Annotated in this window: 25 protein-coding genes, 2 pseudogenes and 1 other annotated feature; of the genes and pseudogenes, 19 read left to right on the top strand and 8 right to left on the bottom strand. The window is 42.3% G+C overall.

The features are described from left to right. The first annotated feature begins 20 nt into the window (after positions 1–20). The 6 genes from appD to ACFVP7_RS06225 all read left to right on the top strand — a co-directional run bounded on the left by appD (position 21) and on the right by ACFVP7_RS06225 (position 6626). On the top strand, positions 21–1007 hold the full coding sequence (appD, locus tag ACFVP7_RS06200; RefSeq protein WP_003232965.1) for an oligopeptide ABC transporter ATP-binding protein AppD: 987 nt from the start codon (positions 21–23) through the stop codon (positions 1005–1007). Beyond that, positions 1004–1993: an oligopeptide ABC transporter ATP-binding protein AppF gene (appF, locus tag ACFVP7_RS06205; RefSeq protein WP_014476428.1), complete on the top strand. Its 990-nt coding sequence runs from the start codon at positions 1004–1006 to the stop codon at positions 1991–1993. Before appD ends, appF begins: the two co-directional genes overlap by 4 nt. An 87-nt stretch (positions 1994–2080) precedes the next feature. Next, positions 2081–3709: a peptide-binding protein gene (locus ACFVP7_RS06210; RefSeq protein WP_042977854.1), complete on the top strand. Its 1629-nt coding sequence runs from the start codon at positions 2081–2083 to the stop codon at positions 3707–3709. Between the two features lie 78 nt (positions 3710–3787). Further along, on the top strand, positions 3788–4738 hold the full coding sequence (locus tag ACFVP7_RS06215; RefSeq protein ID WP_015252362.1) for an ABC transporter permease: 951 nt from the start codon (positions 3788–3790) through the stop codon (positions 4736–4738). Between the two features lie 15 nt (positions 4739–4753). Then, entirely contained in the window at positions 4754–5668 is a 915-nt protein-coding gene (gene opp4C, locus ACFVP7_RS06220) for an oligopeptide ABC transporter permease (RefSeq protein WP_015383348.1), read from the top strand. 205 nt (positions 5669–5873) lie between these two features. Beyond that, positions 5874–6626: a YjbA family protein gene (locus ACFVP7_RS06225; RefSeq protein WP_003239298.1), complete on the top strand. Its 753-nt coding sequence runs from the start codon at positions 5874–5876 to the stop codon at positions 6624–6626. A 34-nt stretch (positions 6627–6660) separates the two neighbouring features. On the opposite strand, the gene trpS is transcribed toward ACFVP7_RS06225, so the two are convergent. After that, a complete protein-coding gene (gene trpS / locus ACFVP7_RS06230) occupies positions 6661–7653 on the bottom strand; it encodes a tryptophan--tRNA ligase (protein WP_015483084.1) in 993 nt (330 codons plus the stop codon). 58 nt (positions 7654–7711) lie between these two features. Then, positions 7712–7926: a binding site (T-box leader), on the bottom strand. A 470-nt stretch (positions 7927–8396) separates the two neighbouring features. Between trpS and oppA the strand changes: the two genes are divergently transcribed. The 8 genes and pseudogenes from oppA (at position 8397) to spx (ending at position 16640) form a co-directional block, all read left to right on the top strand. Then, positions 8397–10034 (top strand): oligopeptide ABC transporter substrate-binding protein OppA, encoded by a 1638-nt coding sequence (gene oppA, locus ACFVP7_RS06235; protein ID WP_021479550.1) that lies wholly within the window; start codon positions 8397–8399, stop codon positions 10032–10034. Positions 10035–10140: 106 nt separating this feature from the next. Further along, complete coding sequence (gene oppB, locus ACFVP7_RS06240) at positions 10141–11076, top strand: oligopeptide ABC transporter permease OppB (RefSeq protein ID WP_014479444.1); 936 nt, start codon at positions 10141–10143, stop codon at positions 11074–11076. A 3-nt stretch (positions 11077–11079) separates the two neighbouring features. Next, positions 11080–11997 (top strand): oligopeptide ABC transporter permease OppC, encoded by a 918-nt coding sequence (gene oppC / locus ACFVP7_RS06245; protein WP_003232954.1) that lies wholly within the window; start codon positions 11080–11082, stop codon positions 11995–11997. Positions 11998–12001: 4 nt separating this feature from the next. Then, on the top strand, positions 12002–13078 hold the full coding sequence (gene oppD / locus ACFVP7_RS06250) for an oligopeptide ABC transporter ATP-binding protein OppD (protein WP_338733212.1): 1077 nt from the start codon (positions 12002–12004) through the stop codon (positions 13076–13078). A 1-nt stretch (position 13079) separates the two neighbouring features. After that, positions 13080–13997 carry an oligopeptide ABC transporter ATP-binding protein OppF gene (oppF, locus tag ACFVP7_RS06255; RefSeq protein ID WP_003245567.1) on the top strand — a complete coding sequence of 306 codons (918 nt, stop codon included), beginning with the start codon at positions 13080–13082 and terminating at the stop codon, positions 13995–13997. A gap of 106 nt (positions 13998–14103) precedes the next feature. After that, positions 14104–15323: pseudogene (locus tag ACFVP7_RS06260) on the top strand (MFS transporter). 162 nt (positions 15324–15485) lie between these two features. Continuing rightward, complete coding sequence (locus ACFVP7_RS06265; RefSeq protein ID WP_003224597.1) at positions 15486–16064, top strand: GNAT family N-acetyltransferase; 579 nt, start codon at positions 15486–15488, stop codon at positions 16062–16064. A gap of 180 nt (positions 16065–16244) precedes the next feature. Further along, the gene (spx, locus tag ACFVP7_RS06270) at positions 16245–16640 is read left to right on the top strand and encodes a transcriptional regulator Spx (RefSeq protein WP_014476435.1); all 396 of its coding nucleotides are present in this window, start codon (positions 16245–16247) and stop codon (positions 16638–16640) included. Between the two features lie 254 nt (positions 16641–16894). On the opposite strand, the gene ACFVP7_RS06275 is transcribed toward spx, so the two are convergent. After that, positions 16895–17551 (bottom strand): TerC family protein, encoded by a 657-nt coding sequence (locus tag ACFVP7_RS06275; RefSeq protein ID WP_338733216.1) that lies wholly within the window; start codon positions 17549–17551, stop codon positions 16895–16897. Positions 17552–17720: 169 nt separating this feature from the next. Between ACFVP7_RS06275 and ACFVP7_RS06280 the strand changes: the two genes are divergently transcribed. Further along, positions 17721–17861, top strand: coding sequence for a hypothetical protein (locus ACFVP7_RS06280; protein ID WP_119122854.1), 141 nt, complete (start codon positions 17721–17723; stop codon positions 17859–17861). Continuing rightward, a complete protein-coding gene (mecA, locus tag ACFVP7_RS06285; protein ID WP_003239278.1) occupies positions 17828–18484 on the top strand; it encodes an adaptor protein MecA in 657 nt (218 codons plus the stop codon). The genes ACFVP7_RS06280 and mecA overlap by 34 nt, the downstream gene beginning before the upstream one ends. On the opposite strand, the gene ACFVP7_RS06290 is transcribed toward mecA, so the two are convergent. Next, positions 18479–18601 (bottom strand): hypothetical protein, encoded by a 123-nt coding sequence (locus ACFVP7_RS06290; RefSeq protein ID WP_021479547.1) that lies wholly within the window; start codon positions 18599–18601, stop codon positions 18479–18481. The genes mecA and ACFVP7_RS06290 overlap by 6 nt on opposite strands. Positions 18602–18644: 43 nt before the next feature. Here ACFVP7_RS06290 and coiA point away from each other — a divergent pair, with 43 nt between their 5' ends. Continuing rightward, on the top strand, positions 18645–19796 hold the full coding sequence (gene coiA / locus ACFVP7_RS06295) for a competence protein CoiA (RefSeq protein ID WP_338733219.1): 1152 nt from the start codon (positions 18645–18647) through the stop codon (positions 19794–19796). Between the two features lie 229 nt (positions 19797–20025). Next, positions 20026–21853 (top strand): annotated as a pseudogene (pepF, locus tag ACFVP7_RS06300) (oligoendopeptidase F). A 37-nt stretch (positions 21854–21890) separates the two neighbouring features. Here the strand turns inward: pepF and ACFVP7_RS06305 are convergent. The 5 genes from ACFVP7_RS06305 to ACFVP7_RS06325 form a co-directional block, all read right to left on the bottom strand. Next, positions 21891–22058, bottom strand: coding sequence for a hypothetical protein (locus ACFVP7_RS06305; RefSeq protein ID WP_003244944.1), 168 nt, complete (start codon positions 22056–22058; stop codon positions 21891–21893). 313 nt (positions 22059–22371) lie between these two features. Continuing rightward, positions 22372–23271: a protease adaptor protein SpxH gene (gene spxH, locus ACFVP7_RS06310; protein ID WP_024573348.1), complete on the bottom strand. Its 900-nt coding sequence runs from the start codon at positions 23269–23271 to the stop codon at positions 22372–22374. Further along, the gene (locus ACFVP7_RS06315; protein ID WP_003232928.1) at positions 23268–23666 is read right to left on the bottom strand and encodes a group 2 truncated hemoglobin YjbI; all 399 of its coding nucleotides are present in this window, start codon (positions 23664–23666) and stop codon (positions 23268–23270) included. Before ACFVP7_RS06315 ends, spxH begins: the two co-directional genes overlap by 4 nt. 254 nt (positions 23667–23920) lie before the next feature. Beyond that, positions 23921–24655 carry a bifunctional muramidase/murein lytic transglycosylase gene (gene cwlQ / locus ACFVP7_RS06320; protein WP_338733223.1) on the bottom strand — a complete coding sequence of 245 codons (735 nt, stop codon included), beginning with the start codon at positions 24653–24655 and terminating at the stop codon, positions 23921–23923. 14 nt (positions 24656–24669) lie between these two features. After that, positions 24670–25242 (bottom strand): CYTH domain-containing protein, encoded by a 573-nt coding sequence (locus tag ACFVP7_RS06325; protein ID WP_338733225.1) that lies wholly within the window; start codon positions 25240–25242, stop codon positions 24670–24672. 124 nt (positions 25243–25366) lie between these two features. Here ACFVP7_RS06325 and ACFVP7_RS06330 point away from each other — a divergent pair, with 124 nt between their 5' ends. Next, positions 25367–25735, top strand: coding sequence for a hypothetical protein (locus tag ACFVP7_RS06330; RefSeq protein ID WP_024573346.1), 369 nt, complete (start codon positions 25367–25369; stop codon positions 25733–25735). The last annotated feature ends 18 nt before the right edge of the window (positions 25736–25753 follow it).

The following is a 25753-nucleotide window of genomic DNA, read 5'->3' on the forward strand; positions in this document are numbered from 1 at the left end:
GGGGGGAAAGGGGAGCTAGCATGAGCACACTTTTAGAAGTAAATAATTTAAAGACTTATTTTTTCAGGAAAAAGGAGCCGATCCCTGCGGTTGACGGAGTCGATTTTCACATCAGCAAAGGCGAAACCGTCGCGCTTGTAGGTGAATCGGGCTCCGGAAAAAGCATTACTTCTTTATCAATTATGGGCCTCGTCCAAAGCTCTGGCGGAAAAATCATGGACGGCTCTATTAAACTCGAAGACAAAGACCTCACCTCATTCACTGAAAACGATTATTGCAAAATCCGCGGTAACGAAGTATCCATGATCTTTCAGGAACCAATGACCTCCCTTAATCCGGTGTTAACAATCGGAGAACAAATTACCGAAGTGCTGATTTACCATAAAAACATGAAGAAAAAAGAAGCCCGTCAACGAGCTGTTGAACTCTTGCAGATGGTCGGTTTCTCCCGGGCGGAGCAAATTATGAAGGAGTACCCGCATCGGCTGTCCGGCGGTATGAGACAGAGGGTGATGATTGCCATCGCACTGAGCTGTAATCCTAAACTGCTCATTGCCGATGAACCAACGACAGCGCTGGATGTGACAATACAAGCCCAGGTGCTGGAACTCATGAAAGATCTCTGTCAGAAGTTCAATACATCGATTCTTCTCATCACACACGACTTAGGTGTCGTGTCTGAAGCTGCCGATAGAGTAATTGTCATGTACTGCGGACAAGTCGTAGAAAACGCTACCGTTGATGACTTATTTTTAGAACCGCTTCATCCGTATACAGAAGGCCTGCTTACGTCAATTCCTGTTATAGATGGAGAGATTGATAAATTAAATGCGATTAAAGGCAGTGTGCCTACACCGGATAATCTGCCGCCGGGGTGCCGTTTTGCCCCAAGGTGCCCGAAAGCTATGGATAAGTGCTGGACAAATCAGCCTTCGCTTTTGACACACAAAAGCGGAAGAACGGTGAGATGCTTTTTATATGAGGAAGAGGGTGCCGAACAATCATGACAGCAGCTAATCAAGAAACAATCTTAGAGCTTCGTGACGTAAAAAAATACTTTCCGATCCGCTCAGGCCTTTTTCAAAGAAAAGTCGGTGATGTCAAAGCGGTGGATGGTGTTTCATTTTCGTTAAAAAAAGGAGAAACACTCGGAATCGTTGGAGAGTCGGGCTGCGGAAAATCGACTGCCGGCAGAACGATGATCAGACTGTACAAACCGACAGAGGGCCAAATTCTTTTTAAAGGGCAGGATATTTCCAATCTGTCAGAGGAGAAGCTGCGGAAGAGTGTCCGCAAAAATATTCAAATGGTTTTCCAAGATCCATTTGCTTCGTTAAACCCGAGAAAGACCCTGCGTTCCATCATAAAGGAGCCGTTTAATACGCACAACATGTATACCATGCGTGAACGAAACGAAAAAGTTGAAGAGCTGCTTGCAAGAGTAGGGCTTCACCCGTCGTTTGCCAGTCGTTATCCCCATGAGTTTTCCGGCGGCCAGCGTCAGCGGATCGGCATTGCCAGAGCACTCACTTTGAATCCAGAGCTGATCATTGCAGATGAGCCGGTTTCCGCACTTGATGTATCCATTCAGGCCCAAGTGATTAACTTGATGGAGGAATTACAGGAAGAATTTAATCTTACGTATCTATTTATCTCTCATGATCTGAGTGTCGTCCGCCATATCAGCGACAGAGTCGGAGTAATGTATCTTGGCAAAATGATGGAGCTGACCGGCAAGCATGAGCTTTATGACAACCCGCTTCACCCATATACCCAAGCGCTTTTATCCTCCGTTCCGGTTACAAGAAAAAGAGGATCTGTCAAACGTGAACGCATTGTCCTGAAGGGAGAACTGCCTAGTCCGGCCAACCCGCCAAAAGGCTGCGTATTCCACACAAGATGTCCTGTTGCAAAACCGATATGCAAGGAACAAATACCAGAATTTAAAGAAGCTGCTCCCAGCCACTTTGTGGCTTGTCACCTTTATAGCTAATGTTGCCCGCACAGCTTTGAGAGGGGGTATGCACACTACATAAACAACAGCTGAGAAGAACGAACATTTCAAGAGGGGGAATATCTAATGAAAAGACGGAAAACCGCACTGATGATGCTAAGTGTATTGATGGTTCTGGCCATCTTTTTATCAGCCTGCTCGGGATCAAAATCGAGCAACAGCAGCGAGAAAAAATCAGCAGGCAAACCGCAGCAAGGCGGGGATTTGGTTGTTGGTTCTACTGGGGAGCCAACGTTGTTTAATCCACTCTATTCTACAGACGTTTCCAGTTCAGATATTGAAGGGATGATCTATAGTACATTATTAGAAACGGATGAAAAACTAAATGTGAAACCTGCTTTAGCTGAGAAAGTAACGGAATCCAAAGATGGCCTGACTTATGATGTCAAAATTAGAAAAGGTGTAAAATTCCATGATGGAAAAGAACTTACAGCCGATGACGTTGTTTTCACTTATAGCATCCCTTTAAACAAGGACTATAATGGTGAACGCGGTTCTGGTTTTGAATCACTAAAATCTGTTACAAAAAAAGGTGATTATGAAATTGAATTTAAATTAAAGAAAAAGGATGCGTATTTTTACAATGTTGTTTTAGGCAGTTACGGTATTCTGCCTAAACACATTTTAGGGAAAGTGCCAGTTGCAGATTTAGGCGAAAATGAATTTAACAGGAAGAATCCAATTGGTTCGGGTCCATTCAAGTTTGTTGAATGGAAGAAGGGCGATTATGTAAAACTTGAAGCAAATGATGACTATTATGGCGGAAGACCATATTTAGATACAGTGACAGTTAAGACGATTCCTGATTCTAATGCCGCTGTTGCTCAGTTAAAAGCTGGGGATATTGACTTCTTTGTTGTACCGGGCACAGACATTGAGACAGTTAAAACATTTGATAATGTTCAAGTTAAATCAGATCTTGGTTTGAACTACAGCTATATTGGATGGAATGAAAAAAACGAATTATTTAAAGACAAAAAAGTCCGCCAAGCTCTTACGTATGCGCTTGATCGAAAAGCAATGGTAGATCAGGTGTTAAATGGTGATGGTAAAGTTGCAAACGTTCCTGAAAGTCCGCTTTCTTGGAACTATCCAAAAGGTGATGTACCTACATTTGATTACAATCCTAAAAAAGCTAAAAAGCTCTTGGGAGAAGCAGGATGGAAAGATACAGATGGAGACGGTTACCTTGATAAGGACGGAAAAAAATTCTCATTTACCATTAAAACTAACCAGGGTAATAAGATTCGGGAGGATTTAGCAGTTGTTGTTCAGCAGCAACTTAAAGAAGTAGGAATTGAAGCAAAACCGCAAATTGTGGAATTTAGTGCTCTAATCGAACAGACAAATCCACCAAATTGGGATTATGATGCATTGTTGCTCGGATGGAGTCTAGCTACGTTCCCTGACCAATACACGATCTTCCATTCAAGTCAGTCTAAAAATGGATTGAACAATATTTGGTACAAAAACCCTGAGGTTGATAAACTTTTGGTTGAGGCAAAGTCAATTACAAACAGAGAAGAATATCAGAAAAAATATGAAGAAATCTATAAATTGATTGCTGAGGATCAGCCTTATTCATTCCTGTTTTATTACAATTATCATAGGGCAATCCCGACAAACATGAATGGATATGTATTCCATCCGAAAAATGACTTATATCATATTGAAAAATGGTGGCTTGAACAATAATAATTAAATCCCTAGAGAGGGGAGGATCAAGCAAGCATCCTTTCCTCTTTATCCTATTTTAGAAAAGGGGACAAGAATATGGTTACATATATTGTTCGTCGAACATTAATGTCTCTGCCAATTCTTTTGGGCATTACAATTTTATCATTTGCGATAATGAAAGCGGCGCCAGGTGATCCGATGTCACTTATGATGGATCCGACAATCAGCCAAGCTGACAGAGCGAAATTTATTGAAAAGTACGGGCTCAATGATCCAGAACCTGTTCAATACTTAAAATGGCTAGGAAATATGCTCCAAGGCGACTTTGGGACATCTATTGTAAAAAAGGGGACACCAGTTTCCGATCTAATCCTTTCACGTTTACCGAATACTCTGGTGCTTATGGTTTTTTCAACTCTTGTTGCTCTTCTGATTTCAATTCCTTTCGGTGTTCTTTCTGCAAAACGCCCTTATTCTAAGCTTGACTATGGTATAACTGTCACGTCATTTTTAGGGCTGGCAATACCAAATTTCTGGTTCGGATTAATTCTTATAATGGTTCTTTCCGTAAATCTCGGCTGGTTTCCTACGGGAGGTGTCGGCACTTTAAACGCTGACTTTAACATTTTTGACAGGCTCCATCATTTAATTTTGCCTGCATTTGTTTTAGCAACTGCGGATATGGCAGGTATTACTCGTTATACTCGATCTAGTATGCTCGATGTATTAAAACAGGATTATATTAGAACAGCTCGTGCAAAAGGTTTTAAGGAAAATAAAGTTATTTTCAAACATGGATTGAGAAATGGCCTTCTGCCTGTTATTACAATTTTCGGATTGATGATCCCTTCATTTATTGGCGGTGCTGTAGTAGTTGAACAGATTTTTACTTGGCCGGGATTAGGGAAGTTATTTATTGATTCGGCATTCTCTCGAGATTATCCGGTTATTATGGCCATGACTGTAATTTCTGCTGTTTTGGTTGTACTGGGGAACTTGATTGCAGATATTTTGTATGCATTAGTTGATCCGAGAATTGAATATTAAAAGGGGGAGACACATATGGCACATCCAAACACTGCGGCTCCCTCTAATGAGGTAAAGCTAAAAGAAAATATTAGAAAAAAACCAGAAACAATGACTAGGATCTTTTTTGAGAAATTTTTCAAAAATAAGCTTGCTGTTGTTGGGGGTATCATATTAACAGTTATTATTTTAATGGCAGTCTTTGCCCCTTTTATTGCGCCTTACTCACCTGAGAGTCAATCACTTTTAAACAAACTGAAGCCGCCAAGCCCTAAAAATCTAATGGGAACGGATAAGTTTGGGCGAGATATATTTACAAGGGTGTTATATGGAGCTCGTGTGTCTTTATTAGTCGGTTTTGCTTCAGTAATTGGTGCGATTACTATAGGTACGGTTGTTGGAGCTGTAGCAGGGTACTTTAAAGGAATAGTAGACGCTGTATTAATGAGGGCTGTCGACGTAGTCTTATCTATTCCTGATATTTTTCTGCTTATTACCTTGGTTACAATTTTTCAACCCGGAATGGATAAGTTAATTTTGATTTTTTCTTTGACGGGTTGGACTACAACAGCGAGACTAGTCAGAGGTGAGTTTTTATCTCTAAGGTCAAGGGAATTTGTATTGGCTGCTAAAACAATAGGCACAAAAAATCACAAAATTATTTTTTCGCATATATTACCGAATTGTATTGGACCAATTATTGTCTCCGCTACTCTAAAAGTAGGGAGTGTCATTCTAGCTGAATCAACGCTAAGCTATTTGGGTTTCGGTATCCAGCCGCCAATCGCTAGCTGGGGAAACATGCTTCAGGATGCTCAAAACTTTACATTAATGATTCAAGCATGGTGGTACCCGTTATTTCCCGGGCTATTTATTTTAATGACCGTTTTATGCTTCAACTTTGTCGGTGATGGCCTGCGGGATGCGCTTGACCCGAAAAATATTAAATAAAAATGAATATAATATCTGTGATAAAATATCACCAAATCAGAAAAAAAGCAGGTCTCCTTTTGTCAGAAAATATACAAAGAGATCTGCTTTTTGTGATTCTTACATAAACCCAGTGATTCCAGATTTCCTCAATCTCTTTGGAATAATTTCTCTGTCCCTTGCCTATACTGTGGACAACAGTTTTTATAAAAGTGAGGGGTTAGAGATGTTATTTCTTCATGATGTGTGGGTCAATTGGTTTGAAGGGGAAGAAAATGGCTACAATGTATGCCACTTTCACGAATGGCGCAAGGAAGATACGGTTGAGCTTTTGGATCAGGTGCCGCTGCTAAGGGTGCCGTCGGTACTGTTTCATTACATAGAAAACGATTTGTCAGAGCTTCCGAAAGGTTTGCTTGAAGACGTACATCAGAAATCGTACATTCGGAAAAATCATGAGCGGACAAAGCTTGAGTATTGTTTTGTCGTAACAGACGGAATCGGCATTTTGGCTGTCGACACGATCGGCTACACGATCCCTGTCAGAAAAAGCCGTCTGATCCCAAGACAAGAGCAGCTCGTTTATGAAATGGTAAAAGATGTAGAGCCTGAAACATATGAATTTGAGCCAAAGAAGCTGGAATCCTCCAAGGAATATCACATCTTATCATTAGCACCAGAACATGTCAGAGGACTGACAAGAAAAGAACGGCAAATCAAGCAGCTGATGTTTATGGCGCTTGACCAATTGAAAGGGCTGAAAAACCGGGCGGAAATCGGCTACTGGTACACAGAGTGGAATCCGCATATGTATGAACAAATCAAAAGGATGAGCTTTGAAGAGATTTGGGACATGCTGTATAACGAAACAATTGAAGGCTGGTCGGACAAGCACCTAGCTTTTTGCGAAAACCTAATAAAAGGACAGCCTTTTTTCGAAAAGCTATGGGAAATGGAAAACGAATCAAAGGTAAACTGAAAAAAACCGCTCTTTGCAAAGAGCGGTTTTTTGATCAGCGTCTTTTTCTTCCAAGACCCATGGCATTCTCCATTTTTTTCAGCATTTTGTTTGCTGTCCGGTTCGCCCGTTCCGCGCCTTCATCAAGAATCCGGTCTAATTCTTCAGATTCTATCAGCTCATAATAGCGGTCCTGGATCGGTTTTAATGCGTTCACCACGACTTCTGCCAAATCACCTTTAAACTCGCCGTAGCCTTTTCCTTCGTACTTTGCTTCAAGCTCTTCAATTGTCGTATTGCCGAGGATTGAATAAATTGTAAGAAGGTTAGAAACGCCAGGTTTGTTTTCCTTGTCAAATTTCACAATGCCTTCAGAATCTGTCACAGCGCTTTTGATTTTCTTTTCAAGAAGCTTGGGTTCATCTAGCAGGGTAATATAAGCTTTCTGATTTGGATCAGATTTGCTCATTTTCTTCAGCGGATCATTCAGAGACATGATGCGTGCACCGACTTTTGGAATTTTCACTTCCGGAATCGTAAAGATGTCGTTGTATTTTTTGTTGAAGCGTTCTGCAAGATTCCGCGTCAGTTCAAGGTGCTGCTTTTGATCCTCGCCGACAGGTACAAGATCCGTTCCGTACAGCAGAATATCAGCGGCCATCAGCGGCGGATATGTTAACAGGCCGGAGACGACAGCTTCATTGCCTTTGGATTTGTCCTTAAATTGAGTCATCCGCTCAAGCTCGCCGATATATGCGACACACTGCATCATCCATCCGGCCTGCGCATGCGCGGGGACCTCTGACTGAATAAACAATGTTGCTTTTTCTGGATCAAGTCCGACAGCTAAGTAAAGCGCCGCGAGATTGCGGATATTCTTTCTAAGCTCAAGCCGGTCTTGAGGAACGGTTATCGCATGCTGATCGACGATGCAAAAATAGCTGTTATAATCATGCTGCAGTTCGACAAACTGCTTCATTGCACCGATATAGTTGCCGAGCGTCACTGAGCCGCTTGGCTGAATGCCTGAAAAAATCGTTTGTTTCATGAAAACATCAACCTCATTTCTTAAAACATAATAAAAAAGGCTCATTCATCCCCTGTAAAAAAGGGACGAATGAACCGTGGTACCACCCTGATTATTCCATTAAAATGGAATCACTCTGACGTTTGTAACGGAGACTGCTCCGGCTGAGCCTACTTTTTTCCAGTTCGGTCAGCTGCTCCAAAGTCCATTCCACATTGCCCGTTATCTGCTCCCAGCACCGCAGACTCTCTTCAAACAGGTGAAATGTGTACTACTCTTTTTCATAGCAAGCTTTTCTTTTGATTGCTTCATTATAAATCAATTATAACCAATTGTCATCATGAAAAAACATTCTTTTTTCCAGTAAAATTGTAATAATATAAATAACACGAGTGCTGTAAAATCCTTAAATGATAACTGCTATCAGCGTAAAAACAGGCAGATATTATATGTAAAAAGCAATATGGGCAGAAAACACATGAAAAAGTTTTTAATCAATTTATGCTTTAAATGGTAGAAGGATATTATGTTCATGGAAGAAAAACTAACGAAGTTTAAATATTTTAAATTGATAAAATAATATTGCAATAAATTATTTGTTTCATTATAATGAACTTGTTCACTCTATTGTTACAGCTTTTTTACAAAAATAATCAGAAAAGACGGAACAGAATAAAAGTTGTGGAAACTCAGGTTCATTTGTCTGATATTTCTGAGGATTTAGCCGTAAGGAGCTGAAAATTATTATTAGGGGGTTTGCGAATATGAAAAAACGTTGGTCGATTGTCACGTTGATGCTCATTTTCACTCTCGTGCTGAGCGCGTGCGGCTTTGGCGGCAGCGGATCAAACGGTGAAGGGAAAAAGGACAGTAAAGGAAAGACGACACTTAACATTAATATTAAAACTGAGCCGTTCTCCTTACATCCGGGATTGGCAAATGATTCAGTATCAGGCGGTGTCATCCGTCAGACTTTTGAAGGATTGACACGTATCAATGCAGATGGTGAGCCTGAAGAAGGCATGGCTTCTAAAATTGAAACGAGCAAGGACGGAAAGACATATACATTTACCATTCGTGATGGTGTGAAATGGTCTAATGGTGACCCTGTAACAGCACAAGATTTTGAATATGCTTGGAAATGGGCGCTTGACCCTAATAATGAATCACAATACGCTTACCAGCTCTACTACATAAAAGGTGCTGAAGCGGCGAATACCGGAAAAGGCAGCCTAGACGATGTGGCAGTAAAAGCTGTGAATGACAAAACGCTGAAGGTTGAATTAAATAACCCGACTCCATATTTCACTGAATTAACTGCGTTCTATACGTATATGCCGATCAACAAGAAAATTGCAGAGAAAAATAAAAAGTGGAATACAAATGCCGGGGATGATTATGTATCAAACGGGCCGTTCAAAATGACAGCATGGAAACACAGCGGTTCTATTACTCTCGAAAAAAATGATCAGTATTGGGATAAAGACAAAGTCAAACTGAAGAAAATTGATATGGTTATGATCAACAATAACAATACGGAACTGAAAAAATTCCAAGCTGGCGAACTTGATTGGGCCGGTTTGCCGCTCGGGCAGCTTCCGACAGAATCTCTCCCTTCCTTGAAAAAAGACGGTTCTTTACATGTTGAGCCGATGGCAGGTGTGTATTGGTACAAATTCAACACTGAGGCTAAGCCGTTAGACAACGTCAATATCCGTAAAGCATTATCTTATGCGATTGACCGTCAATCGATTGTTAAAAACATTACGCAAGGTGAACAAATCCCGGCTATGGCTGCGGTGCCGCCGACAATGAAGGGATTTGAGGATAACAAAGAAGGCTACTACAAAGACAACGATGTCAAAACGGCAAAAGAATACCTTGAAAAAGGCCTAAAAGAAATGGGATTAAGCAAGGCTTCTGACCTTCCGAAAATCAAATTGTCTTATAACACTGATGATGCACATGCGAAAATCGCTCAAGCTGTACAAGAAATGTGGAAGAAAAATTTAGGCGTTGATGTTGAGCTTGATAACTCAGAATGGAATGTCTATATTGATAAGCTCCACAGCCAAGATTATCAAATCGGCCGTATGGGCTGGCTTGGGGACTTTAACGATCCTATAAACTTCCTAGAATTGTTCCGTGACAAAGACGGAGGAAATAACGATACAGGCTGGGAAAACCCAGAATTCAAAAAATTGCTGAATCAGTCACAAACTGAAACAGATCAAAACAAACGTGCAGAGCTGCTGAAAAAAGCGGAAGGTATTTTCATTGATGAAATGCCGGTAGCTCCAATTTATTTTTATACGATTCCTTGGGTACAAGACGAAAATCTGAAAGGAACTATTATTACTGGAACTGGAGAAATTTACTTCAGAAACGCGTACTTTCAATAAGTCTTATTTGTGAAAACAATAACCTCAAGGTATATGGGGACCTATTTCCCATATACCTTTCTTACTGAAGAATATAAAAAAGTAGAAACCATGGAGGTGTTCCCCCTTGCTAAAATATATCGGAAGACGCTTAGTCTATATGATTATCACACTATTTGTGATTGTAACTGTGACATTCTTCTTAATGCAAGCAGCACCGGGCGGGCCATTTTCAGGTGAGAAAAAGCTTCCGCCTGAAATTGAAGCAAACTTAAATACGCACTATGGCTTGGACAAGCCGCTGTTTGTACAATACGTCAGTTATTTGAAATCAGTTGCAATGTGGGATTTCGGACCATCATTTAAATATAAAGGTCAGAGTGTTAACGACCTGATCAATTCAGGTTTCCCCGTTTCATTCACTCTTGGAGCAGAAGCTATTCTCCTCGCTTTAGCGTTAGGTGTATTGTTTGGAGTCATTGCAGCTCTTTACCATAATAAGTGGCAGGATTATACCGTCGCGATTTTAACGATATTTGGTATTTCAGTTCCAAGCTTTATCATGGCGGCTGTTCTGCAATATGTGTTCTCCATGAAGCTTGGGCTGTTTCCGGTCGCGGGGTGGGAGTCCTGGGCATACACCTTTTTGCCTTCAATCGCACTTGCTTCCATGCCGATGGCGTTCATTGCCAGACTTTCCCGTTCAAGCATGATCGAAGTGTTAAACAGTGATTATATCCGCACTGCGAAAGCGAAAGGGCTGTCTCGTCCAGCAGTTACTGTGCGGCACGCCATTCGAAACGCGCTTTTGCCGGTTGTTACATACATGGGCCCGATGGCCGCACAGGTCTTAACGGGGAGCTTCATTATTGAAACCATTTTTGGGATCCCGGGGCTTGGTTCACACTTCGTAAACAGTATTACAAACCGTGATTATACAGTCATTATGGGTGTAACGGTGTTCTTCAGTGTCATCCTGCTATTGTGTGTATTAATCGTAGACGTGCTTTACGGCATTATTGATCCAAGAATCAAGCTTTCCAAAGCAAAGAAAGGAGCCTAGGCCATGCAGAACATTCCGAAAAACATGTTTGAACCAGCCGCAGCGAATGCCGGCGATGCAGAAAAAATAAGTAAAAAGAGCCTTTCCCTCTGGAAAGATGCGATGCTTCGCTTCCGCAGCAATAAGCTTGCAATGGTCGGGCTTATCATTATCGTGCTCATTATCCTTATGGCAATTTTTGCGCCGATGTTCTCAAGGTATGATTATTCAACTACTAATCTTTTAAATGCGGATAAGCCCCCTTCAAAAGATCACTGGTTCGGCACAGATGATCTTGGACGGGACATTTTCGTCCGTACATGGGTAGGAGCGCGAATCTCAATCTTTATCGGTGTCGCAGCCGCTGTTCTCGATTTGCTGATCGGCGTCATTTGGGGGAGCATTTCAGGCTTCCGCGGAGGAAGAACAGATGAAATCATGATGCGCATCGCTGACATCCTTTGGGCAGTTCCTTCATTATTAATGGTTATCTTACTGATGGTTGTTCTTCCGAAAGGGCTATTTACGATTATTATTGCCATGACGATTACGGGCTGGATTAACATGGCCAGAATCGTGCGCGGACAAGTGCTGCAGCTGAAGAATCAAGAGTATGTGCTTGCTTCACAGACACTGGGTGCAAAAACATCCCGTCTGCTGTTTAAACATATCGTGCCAAACGCAATGGGTTCCATTTTGGTCACGATGACATTGACAGTTCCTACTGCGATTTTCACAGAAGCCTTTTTAAGCTATTTGGGACTCGGTGTTCCGGCTCCGCTGGCAAGCTGGGGAACGATGGCTTCTGACGGATTGCCTGCATTGACCTATTATCCGTGGCGTTTATTCTTCCCTGCCGGATTTATCTGCATTACAATGTTTGGCTTTAACGTTGTCGGCGACGGATTAAGAGATGCATTGGATCCTAAGTTACGTAAATAAGGGAGTGATACGGGTGACACGCCTATTAGAAGTAAAAGATTTAGCAATTTCATTTAAAACATATGGCGGAGAGGTCCAAGCGATCCGCGGAGTGAATTTCCATCTGGATAAAGGAGAGACGCTGGCCATTGTTGGAGAATCAGGTTCCGGAAAAAGTGTAACCTCTCAGGCAATCATGAAGCTGATTCCAATGCCTCCGGGTTATTTTAAACGCGGTGAAATCCTGTTTGAAGGGAAGGATCTGGTGCCGCTGTCCGAAAAAGAAATGCAAAATGTCCGAGGAAAAGAGATCGGCATGATATTTCAGGATCCGATGACCTCCTTAAATCCAACGATGAAGGTCGGTAAACAAATTACGGAAGTGCTTTTTAAACACGAAAAGATCTCGAAGGAAGCGGCTAAAAAACGCGCGGTTGAACTGCTGGAATTAGTCGGTATCCCAATGCCGGAAAAGCGGGTGAATCAATTTCCGCACGAATTTTCAGGCGGGATGAGGCAGCGGGTTGTCATTGCCATGGCGCTTGCAGCGAATCCGAAGCTTCTGATCGCCGATGAGCCGACAACTGCTCTTGATGTAACGATTCAAGCGCAAATTTTGGAATTAATGAAGGATTTGCAAAAGAAAATTGACACGTCCATCATCTTTATCACACACGATCTTGGTGTTGTGGCTAACGTTGCTGACCGGGTCGCTGTCATGTACGCGGGACAGATTGTAGAAACCGGTACGGTAGACGAAATCTTCTACGATCCGAGACATCCGTACACTTGGGGGCTTCTTGCATCCATGCCGACACTGGAAAGTTCAGGAGAGGAAGAGCTGACTGCCATTCCGGGCACGCCGCCTGATTTGACAAACCCGCCAAAAGGAGATGCTTTTGCCCTGCGGAGCTCTTACGCGATGAAAATCGATTTTGAACAGGAGCCGCCAATGTTTAAGGTATCCGATACTCATTATGTCAAATCGTGGCTGCTTCATCCTGACGCGCCAAAGGTAGAGCCGCCTGAAGCGGTAAAAGTGAAAATGCGTAAACTGGCAAATACGTATGAAAAACCTGTCTTAGTGAGAGAAGGTGAATAAATTGACTGAAAAACTATTAGAAATCAAACATTTAAAACAGCACTTTGTCACGCCGAGAGGAACCGTTAAGGCTGTAGATGATTTATCATTTGATATCTATAAAGGTGAAACATTAGGGCTGGTTGGTGAATCTGGCTGCGGTAAATCGACAACAGGCCGAAGCATTATCCGGCTGTACGAAGCAACCGATGGTGAGGTGCTGTTTAACGGTGAAAATGTGCACGGGAGAAAATCGCGGAAAAAGCTGCTGGAATTCAACCGCAAAATGCAGATGATTTTCCAAGACCCATATGCATCCCTGAATCCGAGAATGACAGTTGCTGATATTATTGCTGAAGGCCTTGATATTCATAAGCTGGCGAAAACGAAAAAAGAGCGGATGCAGCGAGTTCATGAACTATTGGAAACAGTGGGATTGAACAAGGAACACGCGAACCGCTATCCGCATGAATTTTCCGGCGGCCAGCGCCAAAGAATCGGGATTGCCAGAGCTCTTGCTGTTGATCCGGAATTCATTATCGCGGATGAGCCGATTTCCGCTTTGGATGTATCCATTCAAGCGCAGGTCGTGAATTTAATGAAAGAACTGCAAAAAGAAAAAGGGCTCACATACCTGTTTATTGCCCACGATTTATCGATGGTCAAATACATCAGTGACCGCATTGGCGTCATGTATTTCGGGAAACTGGTTGAGCTTGCGCCGGCAGATGAGCTTTATGAGAATCCGCTTCACCCATATACAAAATCATTGCTTTCTGCAATTCCGCTTCCTGATCCGGACTATGAGAGAAATCGCGTTCGCCAGAAATATGATCCGTCTGTCCATCAATTAAAGGATGGGGAAACGATGGAATTCCGTGAAGTCAAACCGGGACATTTTGTGATGTGCACGGAAGCCGAATTTAAAGCTTTTTCATGATTCATCAATCCTTCAAGAGATTTCTCTTGAAGGGTTTTTTTGCGTCCTCATAGAAAGTGAGAATGATAACATTTACAATTAGAGGAAAAAGCGGAGGCGAAATACGATTCAATTTCTGCATAACAAAAATGTTTTTGCGCTATTGCTGTCTCAATCTTTTCAATCCTTAGCAGGAGTCCTCGTCACAATCGTTTTAATGGTCCGGGTCTATCAAATGACTGACTCCGTTTTTTTGGGGGGCCTTATTTTATCGTTCATGTCGCTTGCGAGTATAGCAGCAAGCTTTTGCGTCTCTCCGGTGCTTCGCATTCTCGGTTGTAAAAAGGTGCTTGCGGGAGCGAATCTGCTGAGAGCGGTCTTTACAATCCTGATGGCATACAGCGTCACTCATCACGGACAGGCATTCTTTTGGATTACGCTGCTGTTTGTGTTTTGTTTTTCCTTCGCGGGCGCTTTTTTTCAGCCGGCAAGATTTGCGCTGCTGCCGATTATTGTTCCAAAGAAGCAATATGTAAAAGCGAATGGTGTGATCTCCCTCTCGAATCAATTGTTCTTAACAGCAGGCTGGGGCCTTGGAGGCCTTCTGACGTACGCCGTCCCTTTTGAACTCGTTGTCGGCGCTGCCATTTGCCTGTTTGTTCTATCGGGAGCTTCCATCAGTGTGTTGCATGTAAATGAAGAAGAGGCTGTAGGAACTGCTGAAACAGCATCTGCCAGAAGTGTATATGGAAGGATTTAATGATCATCCCTATTGTAAGAGACATTACTGTAATGGACATGATAGAAGCTTTGGCGGGTTCTGTATGGTCATCTGCTATTCTCCTCGCATTTACTGCGGCTGTTTTGCATGAAACAGAGGTGTGGTGGGGGATGTTTAACGCTTCCTATTTTATAGGCGCAATTGTCGGTAGTGTGATTGCCATTCGTTTTTCTTCTTTTTTTGAGCGGAATATGGGCTATGCCATTATGTTCAGCTCGCTTGTAATGTCGGCGCTGACCCTTTTGTTTTCATTTTCTCCAGTCCCATTTTTATGCGCTCTGGCTTGTGCTGCAATGGGGCCTTTTTATCAGGTGCGTGATATTTGCCAGGAAACCATGCTGCAGGAGGTTATTCCCGAGCAGAAACGAATCGGAATCATGGCTGCAAAAAATGCGATTTTGACTCCTTGGTCAGGCGTCACCTACTCCATTATGGGGCTAGTGGCTGATGCTGCTGGTGTGAAAATAGCTTTTATCGCGGCTGCTGCATTATATATCATGACATTTCTGATTGCACTGGCGCAGCCTCGCCTGGTTTATTACAGGCGGGAAAACCGAGTTCAATGAGATACACTTCAAAATGAACGGAGCAGCTGGCTCCGTTTTGCTGAAAAAAAATGAAACCATGGCGGAAGTTCGCACGTCTTTATAGATGTAAGGCTGTTTAAACAAGAAGAAATGGGGTATATCTAAAAGTATGAAGACAACGAACTCATAAGGAGCAAATCAATGAACTGGTATGAAAAGCTTAGCGAGTACTTTCCAATTGAAGAAATGAAATCAAAAGCGCATATGGAAGCTCTTCTGAAAGAGCGAAGCGATATTTATCATAAAGATGAAGGCAAACATCATATTTTAATGTTTGCGGAATTCGATTCTTTTATCTTCGTTGATTATCTGTATGTGTCTAAGGATGCAAGAGGGCAGGGGCTTGGCGGCAAATTGATCGCGAAGCTGAAAAAGAAAAATAAGCCCATATTGCTCGAGGTGGAACCTGTGGATGAAGATGATACTGATACAGAAAAACGCCTGAGGTTTTATCAAAGAGAGCATTTCAAGCATGCTCAGTCAATTGGGTACCGGCGCCGGTCATTGGCTACGAATGAAGTAAACAAGATGGAGATTCTGTACTGGTCACCAAAAACAGAATCAGAAGAAGAAATTCTTGAAGCCATGAAACAAACATATGAAAACATTCATACTTATAAAGACGAGAAATGGTACGGGGAATCGTACGAAAAAACGGATGAAGTCCTGAAACTCATTGATGAAGAAAAACAAAAAAATATTTTCGATCAGTTAAGCTAATTGAGAATTAGAACATATCATGAACATTAAAAATTTGCTGGATTGACACATTTTTTTCTTAGGATACTGTTCACACTTACTTTTTTATAGTATAATACCTGTAAAGATTCCTTTTTTAGAGTAATTTCAATTTAAGAATAAAATAGATGTTCATCCTACTAATTAGAGGAGTGAAGATGAATGGTTACACTATACACATCACCAAGCTGTACTTCATGCAGAAAGGCGAGAGCGTGGCTCGAGGAGCACGATATTCCATTTGTAGAAAGAAACATTTTCTCTGAACCTTTATCAATTGATGAAATAAAACAAATTCTTCGAATGACTGAGGATGGAACAGATGAAATCATCTCAACCCGTTCAAAAGTATTCCAAAAACTGAATGTGAACGTTGAATCTATGCCGCTGCAAGATTTGTACCGCTTGATCAACGAGCATCCAGGGTTGCTTCGCCGTCCGATCATCATTGACGAAAAACGTTTGCAGGTCGGATATAACGAAGACGAAATCAGACGTTTCCTGCCAAGAAAAGTTCGCTCTTTCCAATTAAGAGAAGCACAGCGTTTGGCAAACTAATAGATCGTATCATCAAAAGAAGGCTGAGTCATCAGCCTTCTTTTTTAGATAGTTGACAAAATCCTAAAACGGTTTTTTGTTTTAGGATTTTGTTACCTTTTCAGTTCAGCGTGATTGAATACCTTTGAAGTCTAGGAAGGCCGAGCATTGGAGCACAACGAATATGTTTATTCGTGAGCACCGACGCGCAGGTCTGACAACGAATGCAAAGGTTTGTCGACACGCTGAAAGAAGGCTGAGTGATCAGCCTTCTTTTATTTTTCAACCTGCTGGTAATAAATGCTCGCAAGGATGACAAACGCAACCGTCAAAATGGGGAGGAGCGTTTCAACTGTGCCGTGCTGCGCCATAAAAAGATACAGCTTTTTGTCTCTGACAATCATTTCTCCGCCAGTATAAGCAAGCAGCCCGCTTCCCGCGTAAATCAGAAGCGGTATTTTCTCTAGTGCAATATGGATGAGTTTGCTGCCCCAAACAATAACCGGAACCGATACACACAAACCTATAACAACGAGAGAAAACTCACCGTGTGATGCTCCCGCAACTGCGATGACGTTGTCCAGCGACATAAAGAGATCTGCAAGCACAATCGTTCGTATCGCTCTCCACAGGGAGGTGCTGCTTTTAATGTGCTTCGTGTCTTTTTTTTCAATCAGCAGCTGATATCCTAAATACAGCAGGAAAATTCCTCCAGCGCACTGCAAGAACGGAATGTTCAAAAGATATACTGCTGCACTTGTTAATCCGATTCTCATGGCAACGGCAATAAATGTTCCGAGAATAATGGCTTGCTGTCTTTGCTTGTCCGGCAAATGTCTGCTGGCCATGGCAATAACAACCGCGTTATCTCCGCCGAGGATCAGGTCAATCCCAACAATGACAAGCAGAGAAATCAGATAGTCATGCTCCATGAAGCGGCACCTCGCTTTCAGTCCTTCGCTTGTACTACTACTATATGAGACAGGTCGTATTTTATGATATCAGCCGCCTGAACTGCCGTTTTTTAGGCAAAGGTGCATTTTTATTTCTTTTGTGACTGTTTTATCATAAAATAGAAATACAAAGGAATTCACACTGGCCTTGGTTAAGGTTAAGATGTGGACGGAATGGGTAAAGTGTAGTAAAGTACAATTAATCGGGAGCTTAGATGTCCCTTCAACATCTTATATAGAAGGGAAGGTTGGCAAATGGAAATTGAAAGAATTAACGAGCATACAGTAAAATTTTATATGTCTTACGGAGATATTGAAGATCGCGGTTTTGACAGAGAAGAAATTTGGTATAACCGTGAGCGCAGTGAAGAACTTTTCTGGGAAGTCATGGATGAAGTTCATGAAGAAGAGGAATTCGCTGTGGAAGGCCCACTTTGGATTCAAGTTCAGGCACTGGATAAAGGATTAGAAATCATCGTCACAAAAGCCCAGCTTTCCAAAGACGGACAAAAGCTCGAACTGCCGATTCCTGAGGATAAAAAGCAAGAACCAGCATCTGAGGATCTTGACGCCTTGCTGGATGATTTCCAGAAAGAAGAGCAAGCCGTCAATCAGGAAGAGAAGGAGCAAAAGCTTCAATTTGTCTTGCGATTTGGCGATTTTGAGGATGTTATTTCTCTATCTAAATTGAACGTTAACGGAAGCAAAACGACTTTATATTCGTTTGAGAACCGATATTATTTATATGTAGATTTTTGCAATATGACTGATGAAGAGGTTGAAAATCAGCTAAGCATCCTGCTGGAGTACGCAAATGAATCCTCAATCAGCATACACCGTCTTGAAGAGTACGGCAAGCTGATTATTTCAGAGCATGCTCTAGAAACGATAAAAAAACACTTTGCATCATAGCAAACCGATTTCCTTCCGGAAATCGGTTTTTTTTATGCACGAAAATGCCATTTTAGAGATGTGAAAAATCAAAAACATATAGACAAGCGGAAAATACAGCGAACAGGAGTTGATTATCTTTTCCAGAAAGTATACTTCATCTGGAAAGGAGAGATGACAATTGTTTAGTGCTGTGACTGAAGACGGCCAAATGTTTCACCTTCTAGGCGCTCAGCAAAACCAGAACTTAAAGCGGAGACGGTTCTTCTGTCCGGTATGCGGGGGAGAGCTAGCTGTGAAGCTCGGACTTCAAAAAGCGCCGCATTTTGCCCATAAACAGAACAAGTCCTGCTCCATAGACATCGAACCGGAAAGCGCCTACCACTTAGAAGGAAAAAGACAGTTGTATGTATGGCTGAAAACACAACGGGCTTCACCAATATTGGAGCCGTATATAAGGACAATCAACCAAAGACCGGACGTCATGGCAAGAATCAAGGAGCATATGCTTGCTGTTGAATATCAATGCGCCACTATCGCTCCAGATGTCTTTCAAAAGCGGACAGAGGGCTTCAAACAAGAAGGAATCATCCCGCAGTGGATTATGGGATACAGCCGCTTAAAACGGACTGCTTCGTCCTTTTATCAGCTTTCAGCTTTTCATTGGCAGTTTATCAATGCAAGTCCATACAGAGAACTGATATGTTATTGTCCTGAAAGGCGTTCTTTTCTCCGGCTCAGCCACATCATTCCATTCTACACAAACCATTCTTATTCCTCAGTCCAAACGATCCCTATCCATCGGGCAGGTGCAGGCGATCTTTTTTTCACTGAACCGAAACCCTCAATTCAATATTCAGGCTGGACGAAAGCGATTCACCGTTTTCGCCATAAACCCCATCGGTTTAACTCAAAGGAAACAAATCGCCTTAGGCTGCTGTTTTATGAGAAACGGCAGACGCCTTTTTCTTTTCTGCCGACTGAAGTGTTTGTTCCTGTTAGAAAAGGGGCAGTTTTTAAGAGTCCGGTTTTTGTGTGGCAGGGGTTTCTTTATTTGTTTATAACGGATCTTGGAGGTAAACGTGCGCCAATTCGTTTTTCAGCCGTTTTGCAGCAGTGCAAACTGCACATTCATAATAAGAACATTGCACTCAGGTTTGAATGCAGCGAAGAGTGTCTTTCAGAAGCGGTTAAACAGTATATTGATTTTTTGTGCAAGAAGGGATTTTTAAGGGAGACTCAGAAAGAAGTATATGTGCTGAATCAGCCTGCAGGCGGCATACACTCCATGCAGGATCTCATAGAAAGAGACCGCAGCTGTTTTATAGAATGAGTTTGTCTTATTTGGCTCACCCTAAGACAAAGGTGGTGGGCAGGCTGTGAAAGGCACAAAAGGAAAGGTTTTTCGTGTTTTTACTGCTTTTTTGGCATTCGTTCTTTTCATTACTGCATATGATTTGACAAAAGGCAGTGAAAAACCGGAAGATATTCACAACACAAGTTTATTGAGAAACAGCTGTTTTTTCAATTGGCTTGAATCAAAGAAGACGAGGGGGATCACCATGGCTGAGGAAAAAAAAGCAAACCAACTGCCTGACAGAAGTGAGGTAAAGGCAGAGGACACATGGAGACTTGAGGATATTTTTCCTAGTGATGAGGCCTGGAATAAAGAATTTCAAGCTGTAAAAGAATTAATTCCGAATTTATCTAAGTATAAAGGAAAGCTGGCAGATTCAGCTGATCATTTATACGAGGCTCTTACGTATCAAGATAAAGTGATGGAGCGGCTGGGTAGGCTGTACACATATGCGCATATGCGCTCTGACCAGGATACTGGGAACTCCTTTTATCAGGGGCTGAATGACAAGGCGGGAAACCTGTATACACAGGCCGCAAGCGCGACAGCTTATTTGGTTCCGGAGATTTTATCCATAGAAGAAGACAAACTGCAGCAGTTCATTCTTGAAAAAGAAGAATTGAAGCTGTACTCTCATGCGATTGAGGAGATTACAAAGGAACGTCCGCATGTGCTGAGCGAGAAGGAAGAGGCGCTGCTTGCTGAAGCTTCCGAGGTACTGGGGTCATCTTCAAATACATTCAGCGTGTTAAATAACGCAGATATTACGTTTCCGTCATTAAAGACGAGATGGGAATGAGAAACAGATCACTCACGGCAACTTTATTAATTTCTTGGAAAGTGAAAACCGTGAAGTCCGCAAAAATGCGTTTGACGCAGTGTATAAAACGTACGGACAATATAAAAACACAATGGCCACAACGCTAAGCGGCACTGTGAAAAAGGACAACTTCTACGCGAGAGTGAAAAAGTACAAGTCCGCGCGTGAGGCTGCACTTTCTAACAACAGTATTCCTGAGGAAGTATACGATAACCTCGTGAAGACGATTAATAAGCATTTGCCGCTCCTGCACCGCTATATTGCACTGAGAAAGAAAGTGCTTGAGCTTGATGAAGTGCATATCTATGACCTGTATACACCGCTTGTGAAAGATGCGGGGATGAAGGTGACATACGAGGAAGCCAAAGATTACATGCTGAAAGGCCTCGCGCCTTTAGGGGAAGAATATGCCTCTATCCTAAAAGAAGGCCTGGAAAACCGCTGGGTGGACGTTTACGAAAATAAAGGCAAACGCAATGGGGCTTATTCATCAGGAGCTTACGGCACGAATCCGTATATTTTGATGAACTGGCATAATAACGTCAATAATCTCTTTACGCTCGTGCACGAGTTTGGACATTCCGTACACAGCTACTATACGAGAAAGCACCAGCCTTATCCATACGGCAATTACAGCATCTTTGTCGCGGAAGTTGCCTCTACGACAAATGAAGCGCTCCTTGGCGAATATTTGCTGAACAATTTAGAGGATGAAAAACAGCGCTTATATATTCTCAACCATATGCTTGAGGGCTTCAGGGGAACGGTTTTCAGACAAACGATGTTCGCTGAATTTGAACATCTGATCCATACAAAGGCGCAAGAAGGCGAGCCGCTTACACCTGAGCTTCTGACAAATGTCTATTACGACCTGAATAAAAAGTATTTTGGAGACGGCATGGTGATTGATAAGGAAATCGGCCTTGAATGGTCGCGAATTCCGCACTTCTATTACAATTACTATGTGTATCAGTATGCGACAGGGTACAGCGCTGCCCAAGCATTAAGCAGCCAGATTTTGAAGGAAGGAAAGCCGGCGGTTGACCGTTATATTGACTTCCTGAAAGCGGGAAGCTCACAATACCCGATTGATGTCCTGAAAAAAGCGGGTGTTGATATGACGTCTCCAGAGCCAATCGAAGCCGCGTGCAAAATGTTTGAAGAAAAACTTGATGAAATGGAAGAGCTGCTGATGAAAGTCAAGCAGTCTTAAAAAAGTAAGCCTGTGCGGAAATGACGCACAGGCTTTTTTAAAACCCTTTAAAGGTTTTCCGGTGATTCAAGCGGTAGAGGGTAAACAAAATAGACAGAAACAGCAGAGGAGAGGTAATATAAAGCGGCAGCATATGCATCATGCCTAAGATATTCAGACAGAAAAAAACGGCAATGCACACAATTGAGATCAAAGTAGACATCATGGCGGTCCTCCTCGTCCTTTTTCCTTATAAGGATATGAGTGAATGCACTTCGTTATGTTTTGTGACAAAAATATGAACATTAAGCATAGAGGTTGTCAAAAGTCGACATCTTTTGTTATCATAAGGATGTGAAATTGATCACAAACAAACATTACCCCTTTGTTTGACCGTGAAAAATTTCTCCCATCCCCTTTGTTGTCGTTAAGACATATGAAACCGCGCTTATCCCGGCGCGGTTTCTTTAGTGCTAAAAACAGAACGTAAGTTTGGTTATGGCGTAAAAAAACAGCCTCAAGCATATGCACGCCTGCGGCTATTTTTCACATGATTGATATTCATCAGAATAAGTGCTGAGAGACTTCCAAAACATTCCGTGTTTGGCTTCCACTTTAGCAACCTTTTTAGCAAACGCCAGTTTTTTCATTTCTTTTTCTACCTCTTCCAAGCTCAGGTCATATACAAGAGCAATTTCCTTCGAGGCAACGAAGCGGAAATATTCAATAAAACATTCTAAAGGCGGTGTTTCCGACGGCTTCGGCTCGTCGCCAAGCATCTCAAATAAAATTTCTTCATATACATCATATGAGTAGCTGCCAGGAACTTTAAGCCCTTCATCCTCATGCTGCGTATTAAAAAACGTCAGTGTCGGATTAACAGAAACATCCATCTCAGCAGCAATTTTCATGTCACATTGAAGCGCCTTGACCGCGCTTTGAGAATGCAGATCTTTTTTGAATTCTTCAAGATCGAGACTTGTATTTTCAGCAATCTCCAAAAGCACGTTTTCATCCGTAATATTTTTCTTTGAAACAAATAGGCTCTCCTGCATATTTCTGAGAAATTGCATTCCGGCTTTTCGTCCTTGCAATTCGGCTGCTTTAAAAGCGAGAGCAGCCATATAAGGCGATGAAAGCGGCTGTTCCTGTTCGAACCAGACATTGCCGTCACATGACATGCCAGAGCGGCTCGCGATCTTTTCCCATGCTTCTGCGAGAAGATGCTTTTTTCGCTTTTTATTTAAAGCGGTAAGGCTTGCGGAAGCGATAATGCGTAAGGTGAAAAAACGTCCGTATCTGATTTTCAGCTTTTTGATGACGGGCTCTAAGGACCAGCATTCAGGACATAAAGGGTCTACAAACATATAAATTTCAAGCGGTTTTTTTGGATGACCGTGGCAATGGGCGAAGTATAGCTCATGCTGATAGTTTGTCAAGATGATCGATCCTCCGCTTCCGTTTGATTCACCATATGCCTTGCTGTCAACTCCAGCCGGCCAAACAAAAACTCACGAATTTCGCCCTCCAGCCCTACATGGTCCATTGCGTCCTTCATACAGCTGAGCCACGCATCAGCTCTCTCGTTTGTAATTGGAAAGGGAAGATGCCTTGCTCTGAGCATAGGATGGCCGTGCTCCTCAGTATAAAGCGGAGGCCCGCCTAAATACTGAGTTAAGAATTGCTTCTGTTTCCTGGCGGTTTCTGTCAAATCGCTTGGAAAAATCGGCTTCAGCAAAGGATGAGACGCGACACGCTCATAAAAAGTATCAACAAGTTGCGATAGAAGTTCCTCTCCAATCGCTTCATAAGGTGCGTTAAACGATTGTCCCATGTTGACTACTCCTTTAAATATGGCTAATAGGAATCATAAATCCTATTGCAAAAAGTAATTTTCTGTATTTCATTGTTTCATCTAGATTTATTTTAGCAACAAGGCATCATTTCTACAAACAAACTGCCTTTTATGCGTTTGATGACTCATTTCGGCTGACAGCCGGGGTTTGTATTTCATATCATATCACATAAAAATCAGGAATGCGTAAGATTTCACTCCGCAAAAAAACCAGAGGGAAAGAGCACCTCTGGTTACGCGTAATAAGCTGAAGTTATTTTTTTTACATAGTTTTGCGTTTCTTGGAAAGGAGGAATGCCTCCGTACCGGTCAACATTCCCCGGTCCGGCGTTGTAAGCCGCTAAGGTCATAGACACATTGCCGTCGTATTTATCCAGCATTTGTTTTAAATATTTCGTTCCGCCTTCCACATTTTGTTGTGGATCAAGCGGATTGGAAACGCCAAGTGAGCTTGCTGTTGACGGCATCAGCTGCATGAGGCCCATCGCACCTGCTCCGCTGACCGCTTTTGCATTAAAGCCTGATTCCTGTTTGATGACGGCACGGATCAGTTTTTCATCAACGCCATATTTATCAGCGGCTTTTTTAATCGCACTGTCAATAGAAAAGTCTCCCGAACTAATCTGATTTGCTTCGTGTTTGTTTGAAGCTGAATCTGCAGCAGCTGTTTTAGTGCTTTCTGCCGCTTTTGTGATTGAACCTGAATTGCTGCTCGTATATGAGTTAAGCCCATACGCTGAAAGCAGTGACGGCGCTGTTGTATTCGCGCTGTTCAGCATGCTGAGCGGGCTTGGCGATGAAGAAGGTGCTGATTGCTGAGATGTCAGACCGTTTGTATATTGGCTGAGCAAAGAACTGAAACTTGAAAGCGGGCTTTCCGTATTCTGAGTGTCCGTGCTGCTGCGTACATTAGATATGGACTGTAATGCCTGAAGCTGAAGTAATGCTGCCCAATTCGTTACATTCACGATGTCATTCCACCTTATATAGACTTTCGTTTTTCTTCATAAAAACGCAGAATTTTATTTTTGGTTTCGCGCTGAGGAATGCTGAATTGCTGAAGCAGCTGTTCGAAGGCTTGTCTGCCCTCATGCCAATCCGCCGCCTCAAATTCAATTTCATAGTCCTCTTTATTTAAATATCGGCTGTAGTCTAAAACTATTAAGCCTTTTTCTGTTTCTTTTTCCGCACGGTTTGTTACTAAAGATCCAAAGTATTGAATGGCATCCGTATCGATCTGAAGCTTGTGCAGCTGGTCCTTCACAGGGCCCTCGGGAACTGAAAATCCAGCGAGATCTGATACCTCTGAAAGCTGCTGGTGCGTTTCCAGAAGCCCCACATCAGCTGGCTCCTTTAATGTAAGGACATACTTTCCGTTTTTTCTGCGGATACGAAGCGCAGCATGTTTTTGTTTCAGCGCGAAGCTGTCTGTATCAAAATAATGATTCTTTTGATCTGTAAAATCTTTTTCTGTCAGCTGGAGTGCCGCTGCTATGTTTTTGAATTCTTGTTTGGTCAGCATGTTTTTAAATTCGATTTCAATTTCTTGGCTCATGATGCTCTTCCTTTCCGCCCTGTAAATCTTATTTTTACTATTATCTCTTTAGATGTTAGGTTTATCAATATCGAGCTCGATATGATAAAATGAATCTGTACTTTGTTTAAAAAAGGAGAGCATTATGCAAAACAGAATCGAAATTTTGAATGCAACATTATCGGATGATCAGCTTCGCCTTGCCTGTCAGACAGAAGGAAACGAAGCGGAACGCAAGCCGTCAGGTCAAATGCTTGTTGATTCTGACCACTTTGCTTTTGTATACATACTTGAATTAGCTGATTCTTTTGAATATGTCATTATAAAGGAACATGTATGGCCGGAACTGAAGCAGGCCCATGCACAAAAAATACCGGTTGTTTTAGAGGCAGGAAACCAAACAATTGAACTGGCAGGCCTGCATGAGGAGCTGGAATATCTTTTAGAAAATATAAAGGATAATGCAAACTATGGAGAAGAAATGGAAGAAAAAGTGAAACGCGTGTTTTTATAGAAACTGGTTCGGAATTGG

Origin of the sequence: Bacillus sp. SG20033, assembly GCF_044570195.1 — a bacterium.
In the GTDB taxonomy this organism is placed as follows: Bacteria; Bacillota; Bacilli; order Bacillales; family Bacillaceae; genus Bacillus; species Bacillus subtilis.

Excerpts from the sequence above, each read along its gene's own strand:
- ACFVP7_RS06215 (WP_015252362.1), top strand. The coding sequence starts at position 3,788 with ATGGTTACATATATTGTTCGTCGAACATTAATGTCTCTGCCAATTCTT.
- ACFVP7_RS06305 (WP_003244944.1), bottom strand. The coding sequence starts at position 22,058 with ATGATGTCTACTTTGATCTCAATTGTGTGCATTGCCGTTTTTTTCTGT.
- ACFVP7_RS06265 (WP_003224597.1), top strand. The coding sequence starts at position 15,486 with ATGAACTGGTATGAAAAGCTTAGCGAGTACTTTCCAATTGAAGAAATG.
- opp4C (WP_015383348.1), top strand. The coding sequence starts at position 4,754 with ATGGCACATCCAAACACTGCGGCTCCCTCTAATGAGGTAAAGCTAAAA.
- ACFVP7_RS06325 (WP_338733225.1), bottom strand. The coding sequence starts at position 25,242 with ATGAGCCAAGAAATTGAAATCGAATTTAAAAACATGCTGACCAAACAA.
- ACFVP7_RS06315 (WP_003232928.1), bottom strand. The coding sequence starts at position 23,666 with ATGGGACAATCGTTTAACGCACCTTATGAAGCGATTGGAGAGGAACTT.
- mecA (WP_003239278.1), top strand. The coding sequence starts at position 17,828 with ATGGAAATTGAAAGAATTAACGAGCATACAGTAAAATTTTATATGTCT.
- trpS (WP_015483084.1), bottom strand. The coding sequence starts at position 7,653 with ATGAAACAAACGATTTTTTCAGGCATTCAGCCAAGCGGCTCAGTGACG.
- ACFVP7_RS06275 (WP_338733216.1), bottom strand. The coding sequence starts at position 17,551 with ATGGAGCATGACTATCTGATTTCTCTGCTTGTCATTGTTGGGATTGAC.
- ACFVP7_RS06330 (WP_024573346.1), top strand. The coding sequence starts at position 25,367 with ATGCAAAACAGAATCGAAATTTTGAATGCAACATTATCGGATGATCAG.
- ACFVP7_RS06210 (WP_042977854.1), top strand. The coding sequence starts at position 2,081 with ATGAAAAGACGGAAAACCGCACTGATGATGCTAAGTGTATTGATGGTT.
- spx (WP_014476435.1), top strand. The coding sequence starts at position 16,245 with ATGGTTACACTATACACATCACCAAGCTGTACTTCATGCAGAAAGGCG.
- ACFVP7_RS06225 (WP_003239298.1), top strand. The coding sequence starts at position 5,874 with ATGTTATTTCTTCATGATGTGTGGGTCAATTGGTTTGAAGGGGAAGAA.
- oppA (WP_021479550.1), top strand. The coding sequence starts at position 8,397 with ATGAAAAAACGTTGGTCGATTGTCACGTTGATGCTCATTTTCACTCTC.
- appF (WP_014476428.1), top strand. The coding sequence starts at position 1,004 with ATGACAGCAGCTAATCAAGAAACAATCTTAGAGCTTCGTGACGTAAAA.
- appD (WP_003232965.1), top strand. The coding sequence starts at position 21 with ATGAGCACACTTTTAGAAGTAAATAATTTAAAGACTTATTTTTTCAGG.
- oppC (WP_003232954.1), top strand. The coding sequence starts at position 11,080 with ATGCAGAACATTCCGAAAAACATGTTTGAACCAGCCGCAGCGAATGCC.